This window comes from Streptomyces sp. NPDC029014 (assembly GCF_055564695.1).
In genome coordinates this window covers 47,777-63,352 of the sequence record NZ_JBVHVT010000020.1, presented here as the reverse complement: position 1 = coordinate 63,352, position 15,576 = coordinate 47,777, and the positions used below count along the sequence as shown (strand labels likewise).

The window sequence follows — 15,576 nt, the reverse complement described above, 5'->3', positions numbered from 1 at the left end:
GGTCCTTTCTCCGCCGGTCCCGTCCGGCTGCAGCCAGCCTCACAGCGCGCCCCCGGCCGGTCATCGGCCTCAGGTGCCATTCGACTCTCCCTCTGGGGAAGGACAGGACCCTTGGTCTTCCCGGGGAGTTGGGTACGGGTTCGTCCGCGGTCAGGGGGACTCGACCAGCTCGACAGCCCGGGTGCGGAGCAGTTTCTTGTCCGGCTTGCCCGCGTCGGTCAGGGGCAGCGCGTCGACGAAGGCGATGCTCGCGGGCTCGTACATGGTGCCCTTCCTGTCCCGCACGATGGCGCGCAGCTCCTTTTCGTCGACGTCGCCGCCCGGCGTCCGGACGACGAACGCGTGCACCCGCTCCATGACGTTGGCGTCGGGGACTCCGAGCACCGCACTCTGCAGGACCTGCGGATGGGAGTTCAGCACGTCCTCCAGTTCCACCGTGTACACGTGGCCGCCCACCACCACGATCATGTCTTTCAGCCGGTCCACGACCGTGACGTAACCGTCCGAGTCGACGAACCCGATGTCACCGGTGTGCAGCCAGCCATCCCGCAGTACCTCTGCGGTCAGCTCGGGCTGCTTCCAGTAGCCCTTCATCACACGCGGGGAACGTACGCATATCTCCCCGTGCTCGCCGGCGGGAAGGTCCCGTCCGTCGGCGTCACGGACGGAGACCTCGACGCCTTCCATGATCTTCCCGGCGGTTCGCAGCAGCTCCGGGCGCCGGGGATCGTGGTCCCCGGGGAGGAGCCAGCTGATGGCGCCCGCTTCGTTCTGGCCGTAGAACTGGTTCAGTACGGGGCCGAAGCGACGGACCGCCGCCGCGAGGCGGGCCGGGGAGGAGGCGCAGCCCCCGTAGCTGAGCATGCGCAGGCTGGAGGTGTCGGTGCGGTCGACCTCGGGGTGGTCCATCAACTGGTAGAGGAGCGGTGGCAGCAGGAGCATGTGGGAGATGCGCTCGCGCTCGATGGCGGCGAGCACGGCACCGGCGTCGAACTCGTCCAGCAGGACGACGGTGCCGCCGCAGTGCAGCGTGGCGTCCGCCATGTGGCCCGCCGCATGCGCGAGGGTGGTGCAGACCAGAGTCCTGACCGGCTCCTCCTCGGACCAGTCCGGTCCGATCGACACGCACTGCTCGAAGGTCGTGCAGATGGCCTTGGGATGACCGGTGGTCCCACCGGTGTGACGGATGGTGCAGATGTCCTGCGGATGCGCCGAGCCCGCTAATACCTCGACGGACTCCTCTGCGGCGAGTTTCACCAGGTCCGGGCCCGCGGCTCCGCTGCCTCCGAGGACCAGCACCCGTTCCAGCGGCACCCGCCGCGCCAGGTCGGTGGCCCGCTCGTCGTAGGCGGGGTCGACTATCAGCGTCCGGGTCTCGACGTCGCGGAGGATGTCGGCGTGCACGTCGGCCGACAGGCCGGCGTAGAGGTGGTTCACGGCGCAGCCGAGCAGCCCTGCGGCGTAGCGGGCCGCGATCGTCTCGGGAAGGTTGCCGGCGAGAAGGGTGACCGTCTGACCGCGCCCCACCCCCTGGGACCTCAGCGCGCGGGCCATGCCGTAGACGAGGCCGCGCAGTTCACCCGCGCTCACGCGCCGGCCCCGGTGCACCAGGGCCTCATGGCCCGGTTGCTTTGTCAGGGCGTCAAGAATCCGTTCCACGTGGGTGTGGAAGCGTTCGGTGGTGTCGTCCATACCGGTCCCCATTGGTTGACTTGAGCAACTAGCGCGAGGTTAACGGCCAGTGATCCACAACCCCAAGCCGGACGTCGACATCCAGCCAAGGGCCGCCCCTCGTTCCAGGCCTCTGCTGGCCAGCAGGAATGCGCAGACGTGGCCGCGTTCGGCAGATCTACCGAAACCGGCACATCGACGGCCGTGGCCCCCTGCGGTCATCTCCATGGCAGCGCCTCCCCCGAACGGGGGAAGCGGATCATGCGCTGGTCTGATCCCTGCGCGCTGCGGATCCAGAACAGTGATCCCATGGAAATCACGACGCGGGCCCTTCCACGGCTTCCCGGTGGTGGACCGTGGTGCGGACGATGAGGGGCGATCTGTGGCGATGTGGCTCATGTCGTTCCCGGCATTCGCGTGTCTGCTGGTCTTGTTCGCACTGGTGGAAAGCGTGTGGCGATGGTTCACGGGACTCGGCCTGATGCCGTGGCTACGCAGGCGTGCGGGGCGTTCGCTGTCGAACACGGTCTTCGACGAATTCACGGCGGTCGTGCACGGAAACAAGGCGGTGGAGCTGGAGCAGCGGCGGGTGGAGCTGCTGCGGCGGGACGACGAGAGCGACGGTGCGCCGCCTCGCTCCAGCATCGACCTGGTCGGGGGCACCGCGATCATCGTGCTGCCACGGGCATCCGGCGGCCAGGGCGACGACAGGCGCGCGGCCAGTGAGGGCCGGCGGTGAGACACGGAGGGGAGCGAGCCGGCGTAGAACCGTCCACGTGGTGGGGGCGTATCGCATGCTCGTGGGCGGCCGCGTTCGCTGGCCTGCACTTCTACTGGGCCGTCGGCGGTGACGAGGGGCTGAGCGCGTCTGCCGGTCCGCTGGCCGGCGAACGCCCGCTGTGGTTCGTCGTAGCCGGTTTGTGGGGTGTGGGCGGGCTCTGTCTCCTCGGCGCCCTGCTGGCATGGCTGCTCGCCCGGTCCAGGCTCCGGGGCGCTCCCGCTCTGGTGGCAAAGTGGCTGGGACGGGGTGTCAGTGCCCTCCTGCTGGCCCGTGGCATCGGTGTCGAGGTGCTGCTGCTGACCGACACAACACACCTGGACACCACGGTGAGCGCGGGCCAGCGGGCCTGGACGCTGGCCCTGTGGAACCCCTGGTTCATCGCCGGAGGGCTGGCGTTCGGCCTCGCCACCCTTCGGTCCCGCAGGTACACCGGTGCAGAACCGCCACTCGCATCCCGACGCTGATCGCTCAGCCCCACTACGTCAACAGCGGCAGGATGCGCCGGGCCAGTGCCATGCCCCACGACAACCCCGGCACCGTCTGTGGCGAGATCCTCCAGACGAAGGGAATGGATCGAGCTCAGCAGAACTCCTGCCCCGCGGGACGAGGTCAGCAGGCGGTGGCGCACGGCGGTGGTCGGTGGCGTACGGCGGCCACCAGCTGCGGCGGCGGGGATGTCGCTGCCGCAGCGGTCGAGCAGCGGTACGCCGTACGCCTGGGACGTCGTCAGGCTCGCACCGTCCCGGACTGCGACGCGTACGGCGTCTGGCTCGTGCGTGTGGGGAGGAGTGCTCGGAGGACGGGACCGCCTCCGAGGGGAGTCGCCGTGAGCCGGAGGACGGCCCGGGACACCGGCTCCTCGCCACTCGAGCGTAGGCGGCTGGCGGGGCCGCGGCGAGGGCTGTGGGGAGCAGGGCTGCTGCGCAAGCAGATCTCCCTCGCCGGAATCCGGCGCCTGGACCGGGTGGCCGCACAACACCGGCATCCGCAAGGTGGCACGAGGGCCTTCCTGGCCGCCGGTGCAGATGTCGCAACCCACACCACGCCAGAAGGCCCTCGCCCCTTTCACGATCCTTGGCAGAGACCTGCACCAACCGTCTACGACCTTCCTGACCAGCGGATCTAGCGGACCTTGCTCCCGCTGCCATGGAAGTGCACGACGGCCGGGCCGGCCGTTTCAGCTCCGCAGGATCATGTCGTCGTACGACTCCAGTTGCTTCCAGCGTTCCGCGGGCGCCCGGCTGACGGGCATGAGGTCCACGGCTGGGAGCGGGCCGAAATTCAGGCCGGTGAGCTGGACGATGTCGCTGACCGGCACCTGGAAGGTGCGGAACGGGCCGAGCGGCGGCGGGTCGCCGGGCTTGGCGCCCGCCATCGCCCGCTCGAAGGCGCGCGTGAGGTCGGGGCTCTGGTCCAGGACGTACCCGGTGGAGGCGAGCTGTCCACCTTGGATGAAGGCGGCGACCTTCCAGAAGCGCAGTGGCACCTGGATGCCCCGGTAGGGCGGGTCGGAGTCGTGGAGCACCGGGCCGGTCATGACGGTGAGCTTGCGGTCGAACTGGGCTGCGTGGTCGAGCAGATGGTTCTCGAGCCCCTGCCACAGCTGTTTGCCCTGGTTGAAGGTGTCCTGTTGCGGGGCCGCGTTGGTGAAGTGGAACGTGTCGGTGTTCGCGCGGTTGGCCTCGGCCGTGGAGCCCCAGACCGGGTCGAGCCGGCGGACCAGGTGACCGCGGTCCAGGGGGTTGTTGCGGTAGATGTCGTTGCCGGCCTGCTGGGACTCGGGCAACCGGGGGTCGAATTCCCAGGCGTCGTCGCGGCGCACGTCCTCCAGGAGGCGCGCGCCATCGATACAGACGGCGGTGGCAGCGGCCAGCCTGCGGTCGGGTCGGTGGACGACGGTGAAGTGCGTGTACGGCAGGACGACCGTCTCGACCGCGGCATCGGAGGGCATCGGAAGCGGTACCACCGGTCCGAGGAACGATTCGTCGTACCCGCCGCGGTCGGACAGGGAGCCGGCGCGCGCCGCCAGGTCCGGCGGCGTCTCAATTGCGTTCATGTGATGGAATTACCGCGCAGGAGAGATCCCTCACCGTGCGGTGCGCCGGGCCACCCGAACAGCGGCCACCCCCGTGCGCATCCCGGCAGGCCCGATCGGGCGACGCCTCGACGGCCCTGGTTCAGAGCGCGCCGGCCGTGGGGCCCAGATTCCCTCGTGACCCCGGAGCGACGAGGTTCCCGACAAGTCGCCGCTGGATTTCGGTTCGCCAACAGCGGTTCGATCACTCGAACCAGCCAAGGGCACCCACAGCCCAACTCCGCGCGAGCAGTCACTACTGGACGCTGAGGGCCAGCACCTGCCGTGGTCGGCTACCTGCAGGGCCGCTGCCGCGGTGGGGCACGGCAGTCACCTGCCTGGAGTCAGGATCCAGGCTTACGTCCTGGGCGTAGGCGGCCGCGGCCTCGCAAGCGAGGCCGCAGCCGTTGCGGCTGCCCCGCGCCGCGGAGCCCGTCTTTGGCCGGGGCACCTGGCTGGCGAGTTCAGGCGCCTGCGCGCGAAGACCGACACCCCGGCCAGTGCACCAAACCTATGCGGCCTGGCGCCGGCCGACACCCAGATCGAAGAGCAGGCAACCCGCCCACCCACTACGACGTGGGACCGCCCCGGCCACCGGTGAGCCGTCCCCGACCCGCAGTCGAGGGGGCAGAGGCGGGAAGAGCTGAAATCTTGATGCCCATTCAGCCCACTCCGAACGGCCGTCGGGCGGTGCTGCGACACCCGCGCGGGGGAAGCGGAGCTGGCTGTGCGCTTTGAGGGCGCGCGGCGGCATGCGCGAGGCTGGGGTCTTACCGGTCTACGGCGCCGGTGTCTGCCGTGGTACTGGCGTCTGCTGCTGCGTCGACACTCTGCGCCGGCGTTGTGTGGCGGGTGCGGGTTCCGCAGGGTTGGCGGCTTGGTTGTGCATCTGCTTGGCGATGCCGTGGTACTGCTCAAGGAGGATACGGTTGAAGTTGACCAGACTGGCGAGCTCCATCCGCTTGCGGAGGTCGTTTGCTGCACTGTCCAGCCGTTGGGCGTCCTGTTGTCGCGCGGCAGTGTTGCGGCGGTCTCGCAGTACTGCTGCCACGACGGCGGCGCCGAACAGGATGAGGCCGCTGGTGGTGATGGCGGGCAGGACCCAGCCTGGCTGCTTGCTGGATTTGGTTGCGGTGGATACGTAACCCGGCGCCAGGACGATCAGCGAGGCGAAGAGAAGGCCACCCATGAGGATCGTGGCCTGCGTGGTTCGGCGGTGCCGCAGTTCGGCTAAGTCTCGTTGCAGCTCCGCTTCGGTTTCAGCGGCCACGCGCGCTTCGAAATCGTCCTTGTACTTGTGTGGCGCTGCCTTGATGTCTGCCATGCGCTTCCCCCCCCGCGGTAGAAGGCTTTCAGGCTAGTGGGTCTGCGCACTCGTCGTGCCGGTTGAGGGGGCGCGGCAGCCTGGCCGCGAAGAGGCGGTTGCCGGCGCCGAGGACTTGTGCGCGGCTGGCGTCACGGCCGGGTGACTTGTGTCGTCGGCGACCGAGCGGTGTGTTGCGTCGAGGGGCCGTTCCCAGGCGAGGGTGATCCGGAGTCACCTTTCAGCCACGCGACCCGCGTGGGTAGAGGGGCCGGGCGTCCCGTCGTTGCGGGGTCATCCTCGTCCCCCTGGAGAGCTACATCGGATACGGCTCTCCAGCAGGATGCTGACCAGGGAGTTCCTCCGTAGTTTCGTTTCCGGACGAACATCTGGAGGTACGTCTCATGAGCGATCGGAAGCCGGGCTCCTCGGCTGTGCACGGGGCGTGCGGCGGGGCCGTGCCTGCCTGCTCCGGCCCGCTGACTGCCATGGACGGCGGGCCCGGGCCCGGCGCACGCACGGCACCCGTGGTTCCGGGTCCTCACCGAGTCGTCGCGATGCCCAATAATGATCACGTGTTCGAGACGACGACCGTAGCTCCGGCAGGCCGCCCGCTGCTCAGCGATACGACCCCCGTCGCCCACGGCCTGCGCATGGTGCGGGCGGACCTCGTCACGATCCGCGCGCGTCCCATGCCACCGATGGCCTGGCCCCGCTGGCTGCGTTGGCTGCCCCACGCTCTCGTGTGCCCGGCAGCCGCCTTGGCAGCCGCTGCGACGGACACGGCCACCCCGCTCGTGGCCTGCGCGCACGCGGCCACGCTGGTGGTGGCACTGCGTTGGCCGGCGCTCGCCTGGTGGCTGTCCATGGCAGGGCTGAGCACCATCACGCTCGAGTATCCGGCCGCCCCCAACAGTCAGTTGTACGTGTGGATGGTGCATGCCGGCGTCCTCTTCCTCCTCACGCTGCGGGTGCGGTTGGTCTCCGCGATATCCGCGGCGCTGCTCAGCACCCTGCTGGCCGTGATCCTGAAACTGTCCGGCCACGCCGTCGGCTCATGGAACGTGATCACCGGTGCTGCACTGCTGTTCGCGCTCGCCGTCCTCATCGGCGCCGTCATCCGCGGCCGTCGCCAGGACCAGGCCCGCCTCACCGATCAGATCGCCGTCACCGCCCAGGAGCGGGCGCTGCGCACGGTCCTGGAAGAGCGCACGAGGATCGCCCGCGAGCTGCACGACGTCGTCGCCCACCACATGTCGCTGATCTCCATCCAGGCCGATGCTGCGCCCTACCGGGTGCAGAACCCGCCACCGGAGCTCGTCACCGAACTGGCCGCGATCCGTGTCAACGCGCTGGAGGGGCTGGCCGAACTGAGTCACCTGCTCGGCCTGCTGCGATCAGACGGCGACGACCATACGACCGGCACCAGTCCCCAACCGTCCCTCGCGCAACTTGATGCGCTCCTCGCCAGCGTGCGCGCCGCCGGTCTGCACGTCACCGTCCGGATCGCCGGCACCATCCGCCCGTTGTCACCGGGCGTGGAGCTGTCCGCCTACCGCATCATCCAGGAAGCGCTCAGCAATGTTCTGCGCCATGCACCCGGAGCCGAGACGAGCATCCGACTCACCTATGCGCGAGACGCGCTGTACCTGCGGGCCCTCAATGGCCCTGCCACGCTCCCGTTGAGCCCCTCGCCTGGTTCCGGGCACGGCCTCACCGGTATGCGGGAGCGCGCCGCGATGCTCGGCGGCGATCTCGCTACCGGCCCCACCCCCGGCGGTGGCTACGAAGTCACCGCCACCCTGCCCGACCCCGCCTCGCCCGCCACCGGCAAGGAGCACCACCAGTGACCATCCGCGTAGCCGTCGCCGACGACCAGGCCATGGTCCGGGAAGCCTTCACCGTCCTTCTCGGTGCCCATTCCGACATCGAGGTCGTCGCCACCGCCGAGAACGGCACACAAGCCGTGGCCCAGGCCCGGGAACTGACACCCGATGTGATCGTGATGGACATCAGGATGCCGGACATGGACGGCATCGAGGCCACACGCCGGATCACGTCCCACCCCGGCACGCCCACGAAGATCCTCATCCTGACCACCTTCAACCTCGATGAATACGTGTACGAGGCGCTGCGCGCAGGGGCTTCCGGGTTCCTCCTCAAGAACGCCTCCGGGGTCCAGCTCGCGGAAGCCGTACGCGTGCTGGCCCGGGGCGAAGCCCTTCTGGCGCCGGAGATCACCAAACGGCTCATCGCCGAGTTCTCCCGTGTGAGCCCCTCTGCGAAGAGTCCGACCGGGGTGCGCATCGAAGCCCTCACCAACCGCGAGACCGAAGTCCTCGTCCATGTGGCCCAGGGTTTGTCCAACGCCGAAATCGCCCGGACACTGGTCGTCGCTGAGGAGACGGTCAAAACCCACTTCGGCCGCATCCTGCGCAAACTACGGCTCCGCGACCGCACCCAGGCCGCCATCTTCGCCTATGAGACCGGCCTGATCACACCCGGTCATGCCACCCCCGCAAACGCCGCAGGCCCGTTCCACCTGACGTAGCACCGGAGAGCTACATGCCATGTTGGCTCCTGCGGGGGACGCGGAGCACAGGCTCCGGAAGACACTCTCATGGTGTCCCGAACGGAGGCCTCGCCCGCCTCCCACATCCCCATCTCCGAGGAACACCGCCATGTTCACCAGCAGACGCCCGGCGACGACACCAGCAGCCAGCCCTCCCGGCAAGCTCAGGCGAACCCTGCGCGTCGTGGTCGCCGTGCTCGCCTTCGCTGTGGCGTTCCTGACCTCCACGATCATGCTGGGTGCCCACGTTCCGGCAATCCCCAAAGCCGGTGTGATCGGTCCGGTTCTCGGTGGCCAGTATCCCTTCCACGTAGCCGCACTCGCTCTGGCCGGTGCCCTCTTGGGAGGCGTGGCCTGGCGCAGCGGGTTGGTGCGTGGCGGCCGTGTGCTCACCGCGGTCACCACGCTCTCCATGCTGGCGGCGCTGGCGATCGGCGGCATCCAGTTCAGCGCCGCGCAGCAGGCGGGCACGAAGATCTCCGCCCATGAGGTCTTCAGCCAGATCGCCTACCCCGACGCAACCCCTGATACATCTCAGGTGTACGCCACCCGCGACGGCCGAGCACTCACAGCGGACCTGTACCTTCCCCAGCACAGGAACAGCAACGTGCCGGCCATCGTCCTCGCCCATGCCGGAGGCTTCCACACCTTCGACAAGAGCGACCTGCGTGGTACCGGACGCTGGCTGGCCGACCAGGGTGTGGCCGCCATAGCCGTCGACTACAGCCTGGCCGCCCCCGGTCGGCCCACCTGGAACACCGCCCCGCAGGACCTGATGTCCGCCCTGCGCTGGGTGCAGGCCCACGCCTACGAGTACGGAATCGATACCTCCCGCATCTCCATGGGAGGCATGTCGGCTGGCGGCACCCTCGCCATGAACACCGCCTACCGTCTCCAGAACGGCACCATCCGCGCCGCCGAGGGATCCACCCCCGCACCTCCGGCCTCAGTCGTCGGCTTCTATCCCGGCACGGATGTCATACAGATGTGGAAGGACGACGTCTCGGGCTCGCGCGCAGCGGCAGAACTCTTCACCGGCGGCACCCCCGCGCAATACCCCCAGCGCTACCGCGAGGTCTCCCCGACCACTGACATCCGAAAGGGACTGCAACGCACCCTGCTCGTCGTCGGCGACCGTGACCGAAGCGCCCGACCCGAAACAATCAAGAGCTTCGCTGCATCCCTCCGGGCCGACGGGGTAGACACCACGTTCAGGGAACTGCCCTTCGCCGAGCATGCCTTCGACGACGCTTACGGCAGCCTCACCTCACAGACCAGCCGCCAAATCCTCCTCGACTTCCTCACCAAGGGCACCCGGCACCGGTAGCCGGTCGCAGCCACCCAGACGGCCCGGAGGAGCAGCGCCCCATCGAGGCCGTCCGCCCGACGGGATCACCGCGGACTCGCGGCGTTGTCGGTGTACCGCCACCGCCACCACCACCGCCGCCGGTACCAGTACCGGCACCGGGACAGCTGCCGCACCTGACACGATCCGGTGCGGCACGGATAAGGGCGGGTGTGCATGAACGGGGCAGAATTGGACAGCCGCCACGGGTAGGACGTTTCCCGAAGCGAGGCTGTCGTCGTGGCGCACGCAACCAGTTGGTGGCGGGGACGGTTCGCTCCGGCAGCCGCCTCCTTCCGGGCGCGCCTGCGGACCCCGCCCGAGGACTCCGACGACACGTCCTTCGACGACCAGGCCCACGCGGACCTGCCGACCCGCCCGCCGCCCGTCGACGTCATCCCCTGGGGGCTGCGCGTGGCGGCCGAGGCGGGGTGGCGGCTCCTGGTCATAGCGGCGGGCCTATGGGTGCTGTACCACGTGATATCCGCCCTGCGGATAGTGGTCCTGGCCTTCGCCGTGGCGCTGCTGGTGACTGCGCTCCTGCAGCCCGCAGTGGCCTGGCTGCAGCGGCACGGCGTCCCGCGCGGCCCAGCGACCGCACTGACCGCCCTGTGCGGGTTCGTGGTGCTGGGGCTGGCCGCCTGGTTCGTGTTGTGGCAGGTCATGGACAATGTGGACGTGCTCACCGCCCGGGTGAGCGAAGGCGTCCACGAGCTGAAGCAATGGCTGGTGCGCAGCCCGCTCCACGTCACCGAGAAGCAGATCAACTCCCTCGCCGACAAGCTGAGCGACGGCATAACCTCGGGAGGTGGCATCGCATCCCACGGGCTGCAAGGCGTCACCGTCGTCGTGGAACTGCTCACCGGCATCCTTCTGGTGATCTTCTGCACCCTGTTCATGCTGTACGACGGGGCGCGCATCTGGCGCTGGACCTTGAAGGCCGTGCCCGTCGCTGCCCGGCCCGCCGTGGCGGACTGTGGTCCTGCCGCCTGGCGGACGCTGACCGGCTACGTGCGTGGAACCGTCATCGTGGCTCTGGTGGACGCGGTGTTCATCGGGCTCGGCGTGTACTTCCTCGGTGTCCCCCTGGCTGTGCCCCTGGCCGTGTTCATCTTCCTCTTCTCGTTCATCCCCCTGGTCGGTGCCGTGGTCTCGGGTGCCCTCGCAGTGGTTGTCGCCCTCGTCACGGAAGGGCTCTTCGCCGCCGCGATGGTGCTGATGGTGGTGCTGCTCGTCCAGCAGCTCGAGGGTCACGTCCTGCAGCCCTTCATCCTCGGCAGGGCCGTACGGGTGCATCCGCTCGGGGTGGTGCTCGCCGTCACGGCGGGCGGCACCCTGGCAGGGGTCGGCGGCGCGGTGGTGGCGGTCCCCCTCGTCGCCGTGCTCAAGACCGTGGTCAGCCGACTGCGCCGCACCGCGGTGTCCGCCTCGCCGCCCTCAGCGCTGCCTCCGGCACCGGAGCCCGGGCGGTCCGGGTCGTGACGCCGAGCCGTCGCAGCCGCCGGCGGGCCCGTCAGGCCTCGGCTTGCAGCGGGACGTGTCCCACTGCTTTCTGCACCTCGGCCGCCAGCTCGTCGCGGTCCAAACCCAGCTCCTCCGCGTATTGGGTGAGGAAGTCCTCCAGCGGTTCCGAGACCTCACGCCAGTCTTCCCACGCGTCTCGCCAGGCCACGTGCTGTTCGTCGGTCCACTTCTGAACGCTGCCGAGTTCCTCCTGAAGGCGCTTCACCACGGCATGCGCTGCGTCGTTCGCTTCCTGCAGCTCGATCAGTTCATCCATGGCGTCAGCCAGTTCGATTTCCATTCGGGCATGCTAAGCGCCAGGACCGACAGTCGTTCCCACACCTCCGGAGGAGACCACCGGGCTCACCGGCCCGCAGGCTTGGACGTCCCTTCGGAGCAGGGGGATCGGTCGTCCGGTGAGATCGCGCTCTCGGCGTCCGCGTCGGATTCCTCCAAGGCGGACACCCCCGTCCGGACGGCCGATCGGCCCTCCCGCCGCGAACCTCCGCCCCGGCCACGCGCCGCCAGGCTGAGCCGGTCCCCGGCGGCGCCCCAAGCCGAGGAAGATCTCCGCGGCGCCGCACAATCCCAGGTCCTCAGCAGGGACGTTCGTATTCGAGCTGGGCGAGCGGGTTGCCGTCGCCGAAGTCGACGGCGCGTTCACGGCCCGATTCGAAGAACCCGCACTTGGTGTAGAAGCGACGGGACCGGGGAGTGTCGCGGAGCGTCCAAAGGTGCACCCGGGGGAAGTCGGCGCTCCGCAGGTGGCGCAGTGTCTCGGACATCAGGACGGCGGCCACGCCGCTGCCCCAGCCGTCGGGGTGGGCGTAGAAGCTGTAGATCTCCGCCAGGCCGGGACGGCTCGCGGACGGGACGGCGTAGGACATGGCGAGGGGGCGACCGTCGAGGGCGGCGAGCATGATCGTTTCCGGACCGTCCGTGATCCGCGCATGCCAGCGGCCGCGCCTGTCGCGGACGCCGTCGGCGGCGAACCCGGGCGCGAAGAAGGGGGCGTAGGCCGCTTCCCAGGCAGCGGCATGAATCTCACCGAGGGCGTCCCCGTCCTCGGGGACCGCGCGACGAACTTCGATCATCCGGTGAGCGTACCGGGCGGCGCCGCGAACCGCCCGGGGTCGGACGGAGGGGGGACCCTCACGGGGCGGCAGAGGTCTGGGTGCGAGGACGCGGCGCGCGAGCCGGGTCCCGCGGCCGTGCAGCGCCGGGCCGTGCGCAACTCGGGGCCCGTCCAGGACTTCTTCGGTGCCCACAACGGTGCGGCCATCGTGACGGTGCGGCCATCGTGACCGCTGCCCTGGTCGTCCTCGGCTGGGATCGTAGGGGGGTCTTCCTGCTCTGGTTCGGCATCGCCCTCACCTGGCTCCGCGTCGACGGGGACCGGGGCCGGCACGCACTGCAGCGCGCGTACAAGGCGACGTTCGGGTGGGGCGACGGGTCGCAGGCCCGCTGACTTCCTCGTGCCGAACGGTTCGCACGTCTCAGCCGGTCACCAGGGCCATGCCGCACAGGCAAGATCCGTGACCGGACCGAGCACACCTGTTGCTGGGGCGCGGAATCGTGCGCTCCACGTCAACGACCTTGATCGGTAGTCAGTTCGATCTGATGGATGCCAGCCGGCCATCAGGCGGGGCCGTGCCGCCGATGTCTGCCTGCTGGGACACGACCGACACCGTTGATTGCCGTCGAACCCCCTTGCGCTCGAGGGACAACCGTCGGACACGCAGGGGCAACTAGGCCTGGGCCCGCGGCCGTACGGTCGGAGTGTGCCGGGCGCGCGGGACCGCGCGGCGGACACTCGCCTACGCATTCCGACACGTCCGCATCCATCGAAGGGGACCCCCGTGTTCGACGTCGCCCAGGTGCAGGCCGCCCCGAGCGCAGACCTCCTCACCCCCGACAACGCCGTGATGCTCTTCCTCGACCACCAGCCGCAGAGGTTCTTCGGCACCGGCAGCGGCGACCGTGCTGCCATTTCAACCTGTGGACCGAGGTGTGCCTGGGGCTGCCCGCGCTGTCCGCACTGGAGCAGGGTTACGAGGTGTACGTGGTCACCGAGGCCTCTGGCGGCGTCACCCGGGCCGCCCGCGAGCACGCCATCTCCGCGCGAGACCGAGCCTCTCTCGGTTCGGAGCGATCCACCGATGCACCCCGCACCCGTACCCGGACCCGTACCCGCACGCGACCTCCACCCTGCCACCCCACCCGCCAAACCCACCAAACCCGCCAAACCCACCGACCCACCCGCCGTCCGCCCGACCGCAGCGGCGGCCGGAACCTACCGAAGGACACCCATGCCCTACACCGACGTCGCCGAAGGCAACAGCGCCCCCGTCCGCCTGTACTACGAGGACCACGGCGCCGGCCGCCCCGTGGTGCTGATCCACGGCTGGCCCCTCAACGGCGCCTCCTGGGAGAAGCAGACGGCCGCGCTGCTCTCCGCCGGCAACCGCGTGATCACGTACGACCGTCGCGGCTTCGGCCGCTCCGACCAGCCGGCGGACGGCTACGACTACGACAGCTTCGCCGCCGACCTGCACACCCTCCTGACCACGCTCGACCTGCGCGACGCCGTGCTCGTCGGTTTCTCCATGGGTAGCGGCGAGGTCACCCGCTACCTCGGCACCTACGGCTCCGAGCGGATCGCGAAGGCCGTCATGATCGGCGTCGTCCCACCCTTCCTGCTCAAGACCGACGACAACCCGGGCGGCGTCGAGGGGAGCGTCTTCAAGGGGATCGAGGAGGCCATCGCCGCCGACCGGTTCGCGTTCATGACTTCCTTCCTCGCGGACTTCTACAACACCGACGTGCTGGGCGGCGAGCGCATCAGCGAGTTGGCCGTCCAGGCCAGTTGGGCCGTCGCCGCGGGTGCCTCCGCCAAGGGCACCCTCGACTGCGTCCAGGCCTGGCTGACCGACTTCCGCGCGGACCTCCCGCGCATAGACGTACCCACCTTGATCATTCACGGCGATGCCGACCGCATCCTGCCGGTCGACGCCACCGCGGTCCCGCTGGCGCAGCTCATCGAGGGGGCCGCGCTGAGGATCGTGCCCGGCGGCCCGCACGGCCTTCTGTGGACGCATGCCGACGAGGTGAACGCCGCCCTGCTCGCCTTCCTGGACTGAGCGGACACCGCCCCGGGCGCGCCGGAGGCCGGCTCCCCACCGGGAGCGGGCCTCCGGCCCCCGCGGCGGCCCGCTCAGCCGGTGCCGGCCGGCCCCCGGGACGCCCTCTGCCACTCCCGCGGCGACATCCCGTACGCGGCGCGGAAGGCCCGGCTGAAGTGGGAGGGGCTCACGAAGCCCCAGCTCTGCGCGACCGCCGACACCGTCGGCCCCGTCCCGGTGCCGCGCGACAGGTCCCGCCGGCACCGGTCCAGGCGTTCGCGGTGCATCCACCGGCCCACCGACGTCCCGTCCGCCTGGAAGAGCCGGTGCAGGTAGCGCACCGAGATGTGGTGCGCGACCGCGATCCGCTCCGGGGTCAGCCCGGGATCCGCCAGATGCCGTCGTACGTACTCCTTGACCCGGACCAGCATGCCCCGGGCCGCCTCCGGCGCCCGTGGGTCCAACCGGTCCTGCCGCTCGCGGACCAGCACCGCGAGCAGGTCGGCGGCGGTCAGGGCGAGCCGGTGGCCGGTGTCCGGGGCGAAGCCGGACGCCTGCTCCGCGAGCCGGGAGAGGTAACCGGCGAGCAGTCCGGCGGTCCCGGAGCGGCCGTCGAACACGGTTCCCGTCACGGCCCTCAGGTCGTCGTCCGAGACGCCGACGTCCTCCTTCGGCAGGCGGAACGCGGTGAACCGGAAGTCGTCCGGCTGCTCCCGGCGGTACGGCTGGCCGGCGTCGGAGCAGGTGAACGTCCCCGGGACGACCAGCGCCTGCCGCCCGTGCTGGGTGAGCCGTGCCGTGCCCCGGTGCTGGAGGGTGAGGGTCACGTACTGTCCGCCGCCCTGCGCGATGCGGCGCCGGCTGCGGGTGACGGCCTGCGGGCCGGCGTCGACCTCGGATATCTGCAGGGGGCCGACGTGCTGGCTGACGATCGTGCCGACCGCCGGCTCCCGTTCGTGCAGGGTGACGTCCAGCGGGACGAACGTGCCGGAGACCAGGCTGTGCCAGTAGTCGGCGCGTTCGGTGGATGACAGGGCTGCGGTGGTGCTGACCAGGGACAACGTGACTCCGGGAGGATGCGGGGTGGTTCCGCACCCACTCTCGGATCACCGGCCGTCGGTGCCATCCGTCAAGTGACTTGCCTCGTGTACGTCACACCCTCGCCGGCGGCACCGACCGTTTCGGCACCGACCGTTTCGGCACCG

At 69.9% G+C, this 15,576-nt stretch carries 14 protein-coding genes and 1 pseudogene; 9 read left to right on the top strand and 6 right to left on the bottom strand.

Going from position 1 to position 15,576, the window contains the following annotated elements; translation table 11 throughout:
- Positions 1-150 precede the first annotated feature (150 nt).
- Positions 151-1,692: an AMP-binding protein gene (locus ACZ4VL_RS13635; protein WP_468199350.1), complete on the bottom strand. Its 1,542-nt coding sequence runs from the start codon at positions 1,690-1,692 to the stop codon at positions 151-153.
- Positions 1,693-2,059: 367 nt separating this feature from the next.
- Here ACZ4VL_RS13635 and ACZ4VL_RS13630 point away from each other — a divergent pair, with 367 nt between their 5' ends.
- Positions 2,060-2,410: a DUF6191 domain-containing protein gene (locus ACZ4VL_RS13630; RefSeq protein ID WP_468199460.1), complete on the top strand. Its 351-nt coding sequence runs from the start codon at positions 2,060-2,062 to the stop codon at positions 2,408-2,410.
- Positions 2,407-2,916, top strand: coding sequence for a DUF3995 domain-containing protein (locus ACZ4VL_RS13625; RefSeq protein WP_468199348.1), 510 nt, complete (start codon positions 2,407-2,409; stop codon positions 2,914-2,916). The genes ACZ4VL_RS13630 and ACZ4VL_RS13625 overlap by 4 nt, the downstream gene beginning before the upstream one ends.
- Positions 2,917-3,629: 713 nt before the next feature.
- Here ACZ4VL_RS13625 and ACZ4VL_RS13620 read toward each other — a convergent pair.
- Together ACZ4VL_RS13620 and ACZ4VL_RS13615 are read right to left on the bottom strand one after the other, a co-directional pair.
- Entirely contained in the window at positions 3,630-4,508 is an 879-nt protein-coding gene (locus tag ACZ4VL_RS13620) for a DNA/RNA non-specific endonuclease (RefSeq protein WP_468199346.1), read from the bottom strand.
- Positions 4,509-5,304: 796 nt separating this feature from the next.
- Positions 5,305-5,850: a hypothetical protein gene (locus ACZ4VL_RS13615; protein ID WP_468199344.1), complete on the bottom strand. Its 546-nt coding sequence runs from the start codon at positions 5,848-5,850 to the stop codon at positions 5,305-5,307.
- Between the two features lie 554 nt (positions 5,851-6,404).
- On the opposite strand from ACZ4VL_RS13615, the gene ACZ4VL_RS13610 reads away from it, so the two are divergent.
- The 4 genes from ACZ4VL_RS13610 to ACZ4VL_RS13595 all read left to right on the top strand — a co-directional run bounded on the left by ACZ4VL_RS13610 (position 6,405) and on the right by ACZ4VL_RS13595 (position 11,228).
- Positions 6,405-7,679 (top strand): sensor histidine kinase, encoded by a 1,275-nt coding sequence (locus tag ACZ4VL_RS13610; RefSeq protein WP_468199342.1) that lies wholly within the window; start codon positions 6,405-6,407, stop codon positions 7,677-7,679.
- Positions 7,676-8,380 carry a response regulator gene (locus ACZ4VL_RS13605; protein ID WP_468199340.1) on the top strand — a complete coding sequence of 235 codons (705 nt, stop codon included), beginning with the start codon at positions 7,676-7,678 and terminating at the stop codon, positions 8,378-8,380. Before ACZ4VL_RS13610 ends, ACZ4VL_RS13605 begins: the two co-directional genes overlap by 4 nt.
- A gap of 130 nt (positions 8,381-8,510) precedes the next feature.
- Positions 8,511-9,728 (top strand): alpha/beta hydrolase, encoded by a 1,218-nt coding sequence (locus tag ACZ4VL_RS13600; RefSeq protein WP_468199338.1) that lies wholly within the window; start codon positions 8,511-8,513, stop codon positions 9,726-9,728.
- Positions 9,729-9,986: 258 nt separating this feature from the next.
- Positions 9,987-11,228 carry an AI-2E family transporter gene (locus ACZ4VL_RS13595; RefSeq protein ID WP_468199335.1) on the top strand — a complete coding sequence of 414 codons (1,242 nt, stop codon included), beginning with the start codon at positions 9,987-9,989 and terminating at the stop codon, positions 11,226-11,228.
- A 31-nt stretch (positions 11,229-11,259) separates the two neighbouring features.
- Here ACZ4VL_RS13595 and ACZ4VL_RS13590 read toward each other — a convergent pair whose 3' ends face one another.
- Together ACZ4VL_RS13590 and ACZ4VL_RS13585 are read right to left on the bottom strand one after the other, a co-directional pair.
- On the bottom strand, positions 11,260-11,550 hold the full coding sequence (locus tag ACZ4VL_RS13590) for a hypothetical protein (RefSeq protein ID WP_468199333.1): 291 nt from the start codon (positions 11,548-11,550) through the stop codon (positions 11,260-11,262).
- Between the two features lie 295 nt (positions 11,551-11,845).
- On the bottom strand, positions 11,846-12,343 hold the full coding sequence (locus ACZ4VL_RS13585; RefSeq protein ID WP_468199331.1) for a GNAT family N-acetyltransferase: 498 nt from the start codon (positions 12,341-12,343) through the stop codon (positions 11,846-11,848).
- A 206-nt stretch (positions 12,344-12,549) separates the two neighbouring features.
- Here ACZ4VL_RS13585 and ACZ4VL_RS13580 point away from each other — a divergent pair, with 206 nt between their 5' ends.
- From ACZ4VL_RS13580 to ACZ4VL_RS13570, 3 genes and pseudogenes are all read left to right on the top strand, one after another.
- Positions 12,550-12,717, top strand: a complete 168-nt coding sequence (locus ACZ4VL_RS13580) for a hypothetical protein (RefSeq protein WP_468199329.1) — start codon at positions 12,550-12,552, stop codon at positions 12,715-12,717.
- A gap of 391 nt (positions 12,718-13,108) precedes the next feature.
- Positions 13,109-13,365, top strand: a pseudogene (locus tag ACZ4VL_RS13575) (hydrolase); the annotation flags it as partial.
- A 193-nt stretch (positions 13,366-13,558) separates the two neighbouring features.
- A complete protein-coding gene (locus ACZ4VL_RS13570) occupies positions 13,559-14,389 on the top strand; it encodes an alpha/beta fold hydrolase (RefSeq protein ID WP_468199458.1) in 831 nt (276 codons plus the stop codon).
- Positions 14,390-14,463: 74 nt separating this feature from the next.
- Here ACZ4VL_RS13570 and ACZ4VL_RS13565 read toward each other — a convergent pair whose 3' ends face one another.
- Positions 14,464-15,432, bottom strand: a complete 969-nt coding sequence (locus tag ACZ4VL_RS13565; protein WP_468199327.1) for a helix-turn-helix domain-containing protein — start codon at positions 15,430-15,432, stop codon at positions 14,464-14,466.
- Positions 15,433-15,576 lie beyond the last annotated feature (144 nt).

Bases quoted from the DNA above. Each gene is read 5' to 3' on its own strand.
- ACZ4VL_RS13630 (WP_468199460.1), top strand. From the start codon at position 2,060: ATGTGGCTCATGTCGTTCCCGGCATTCGCGTGTCTGCTGGTCTTGTTC.
- ACZ4VL_RS13590 (WP_468199333.1), bottom strand. From the start codon at position 11,550: ATGGAAATCGAACTGGCTGACGCCATGGATGAACTGATCGAGCTGCAG.
- ACZ4VL_RS13585 (WP_468199331.1), bottom strand. From the start codon at position 12,343: ATGATCGAAGTTCGTCGCGCGGTCCCCGAGGACGGGGACGCCCTCGGT.
- ACZ4VL_RS13600 (WP_468199338.1), top strand. From the start codon at position 8,511: ATGTTCACCAGCAGACGCCCGGCGACGACACCAGCAGCCAGCCCTCCC.
- ACZ4VL_RS13570 (WP_468199458.1), top strand. From the start codon at position 13,559: ATGCCCTACACCGACGTCGCCGAAGGCAACAGCGCCCCCGTCCGCCTG.
- ACZ4VL_RS13615 (WP_468199344.1), bottom strand. From the start codon at position 5,850: ATGGCAGACATCAAGGCAGCGCCACACAAGTACAAGGACGATTTCGAA.
- ACZ4VL_RS13620 (WP_468199346.1), bottom strand. From the start codon at position 4,508: ATGAACGCAATTGAGACGCCGCCGGACCTGGCGGCGCGCGCCGGCTCC.
- ACZ4VL_RS13635 (WP_468199350.1), bottom strand. From the start codon at position 1,692: ATGGACGACACCACCGAACGCTTCCACACCCACGTGGAACGGATTCTT.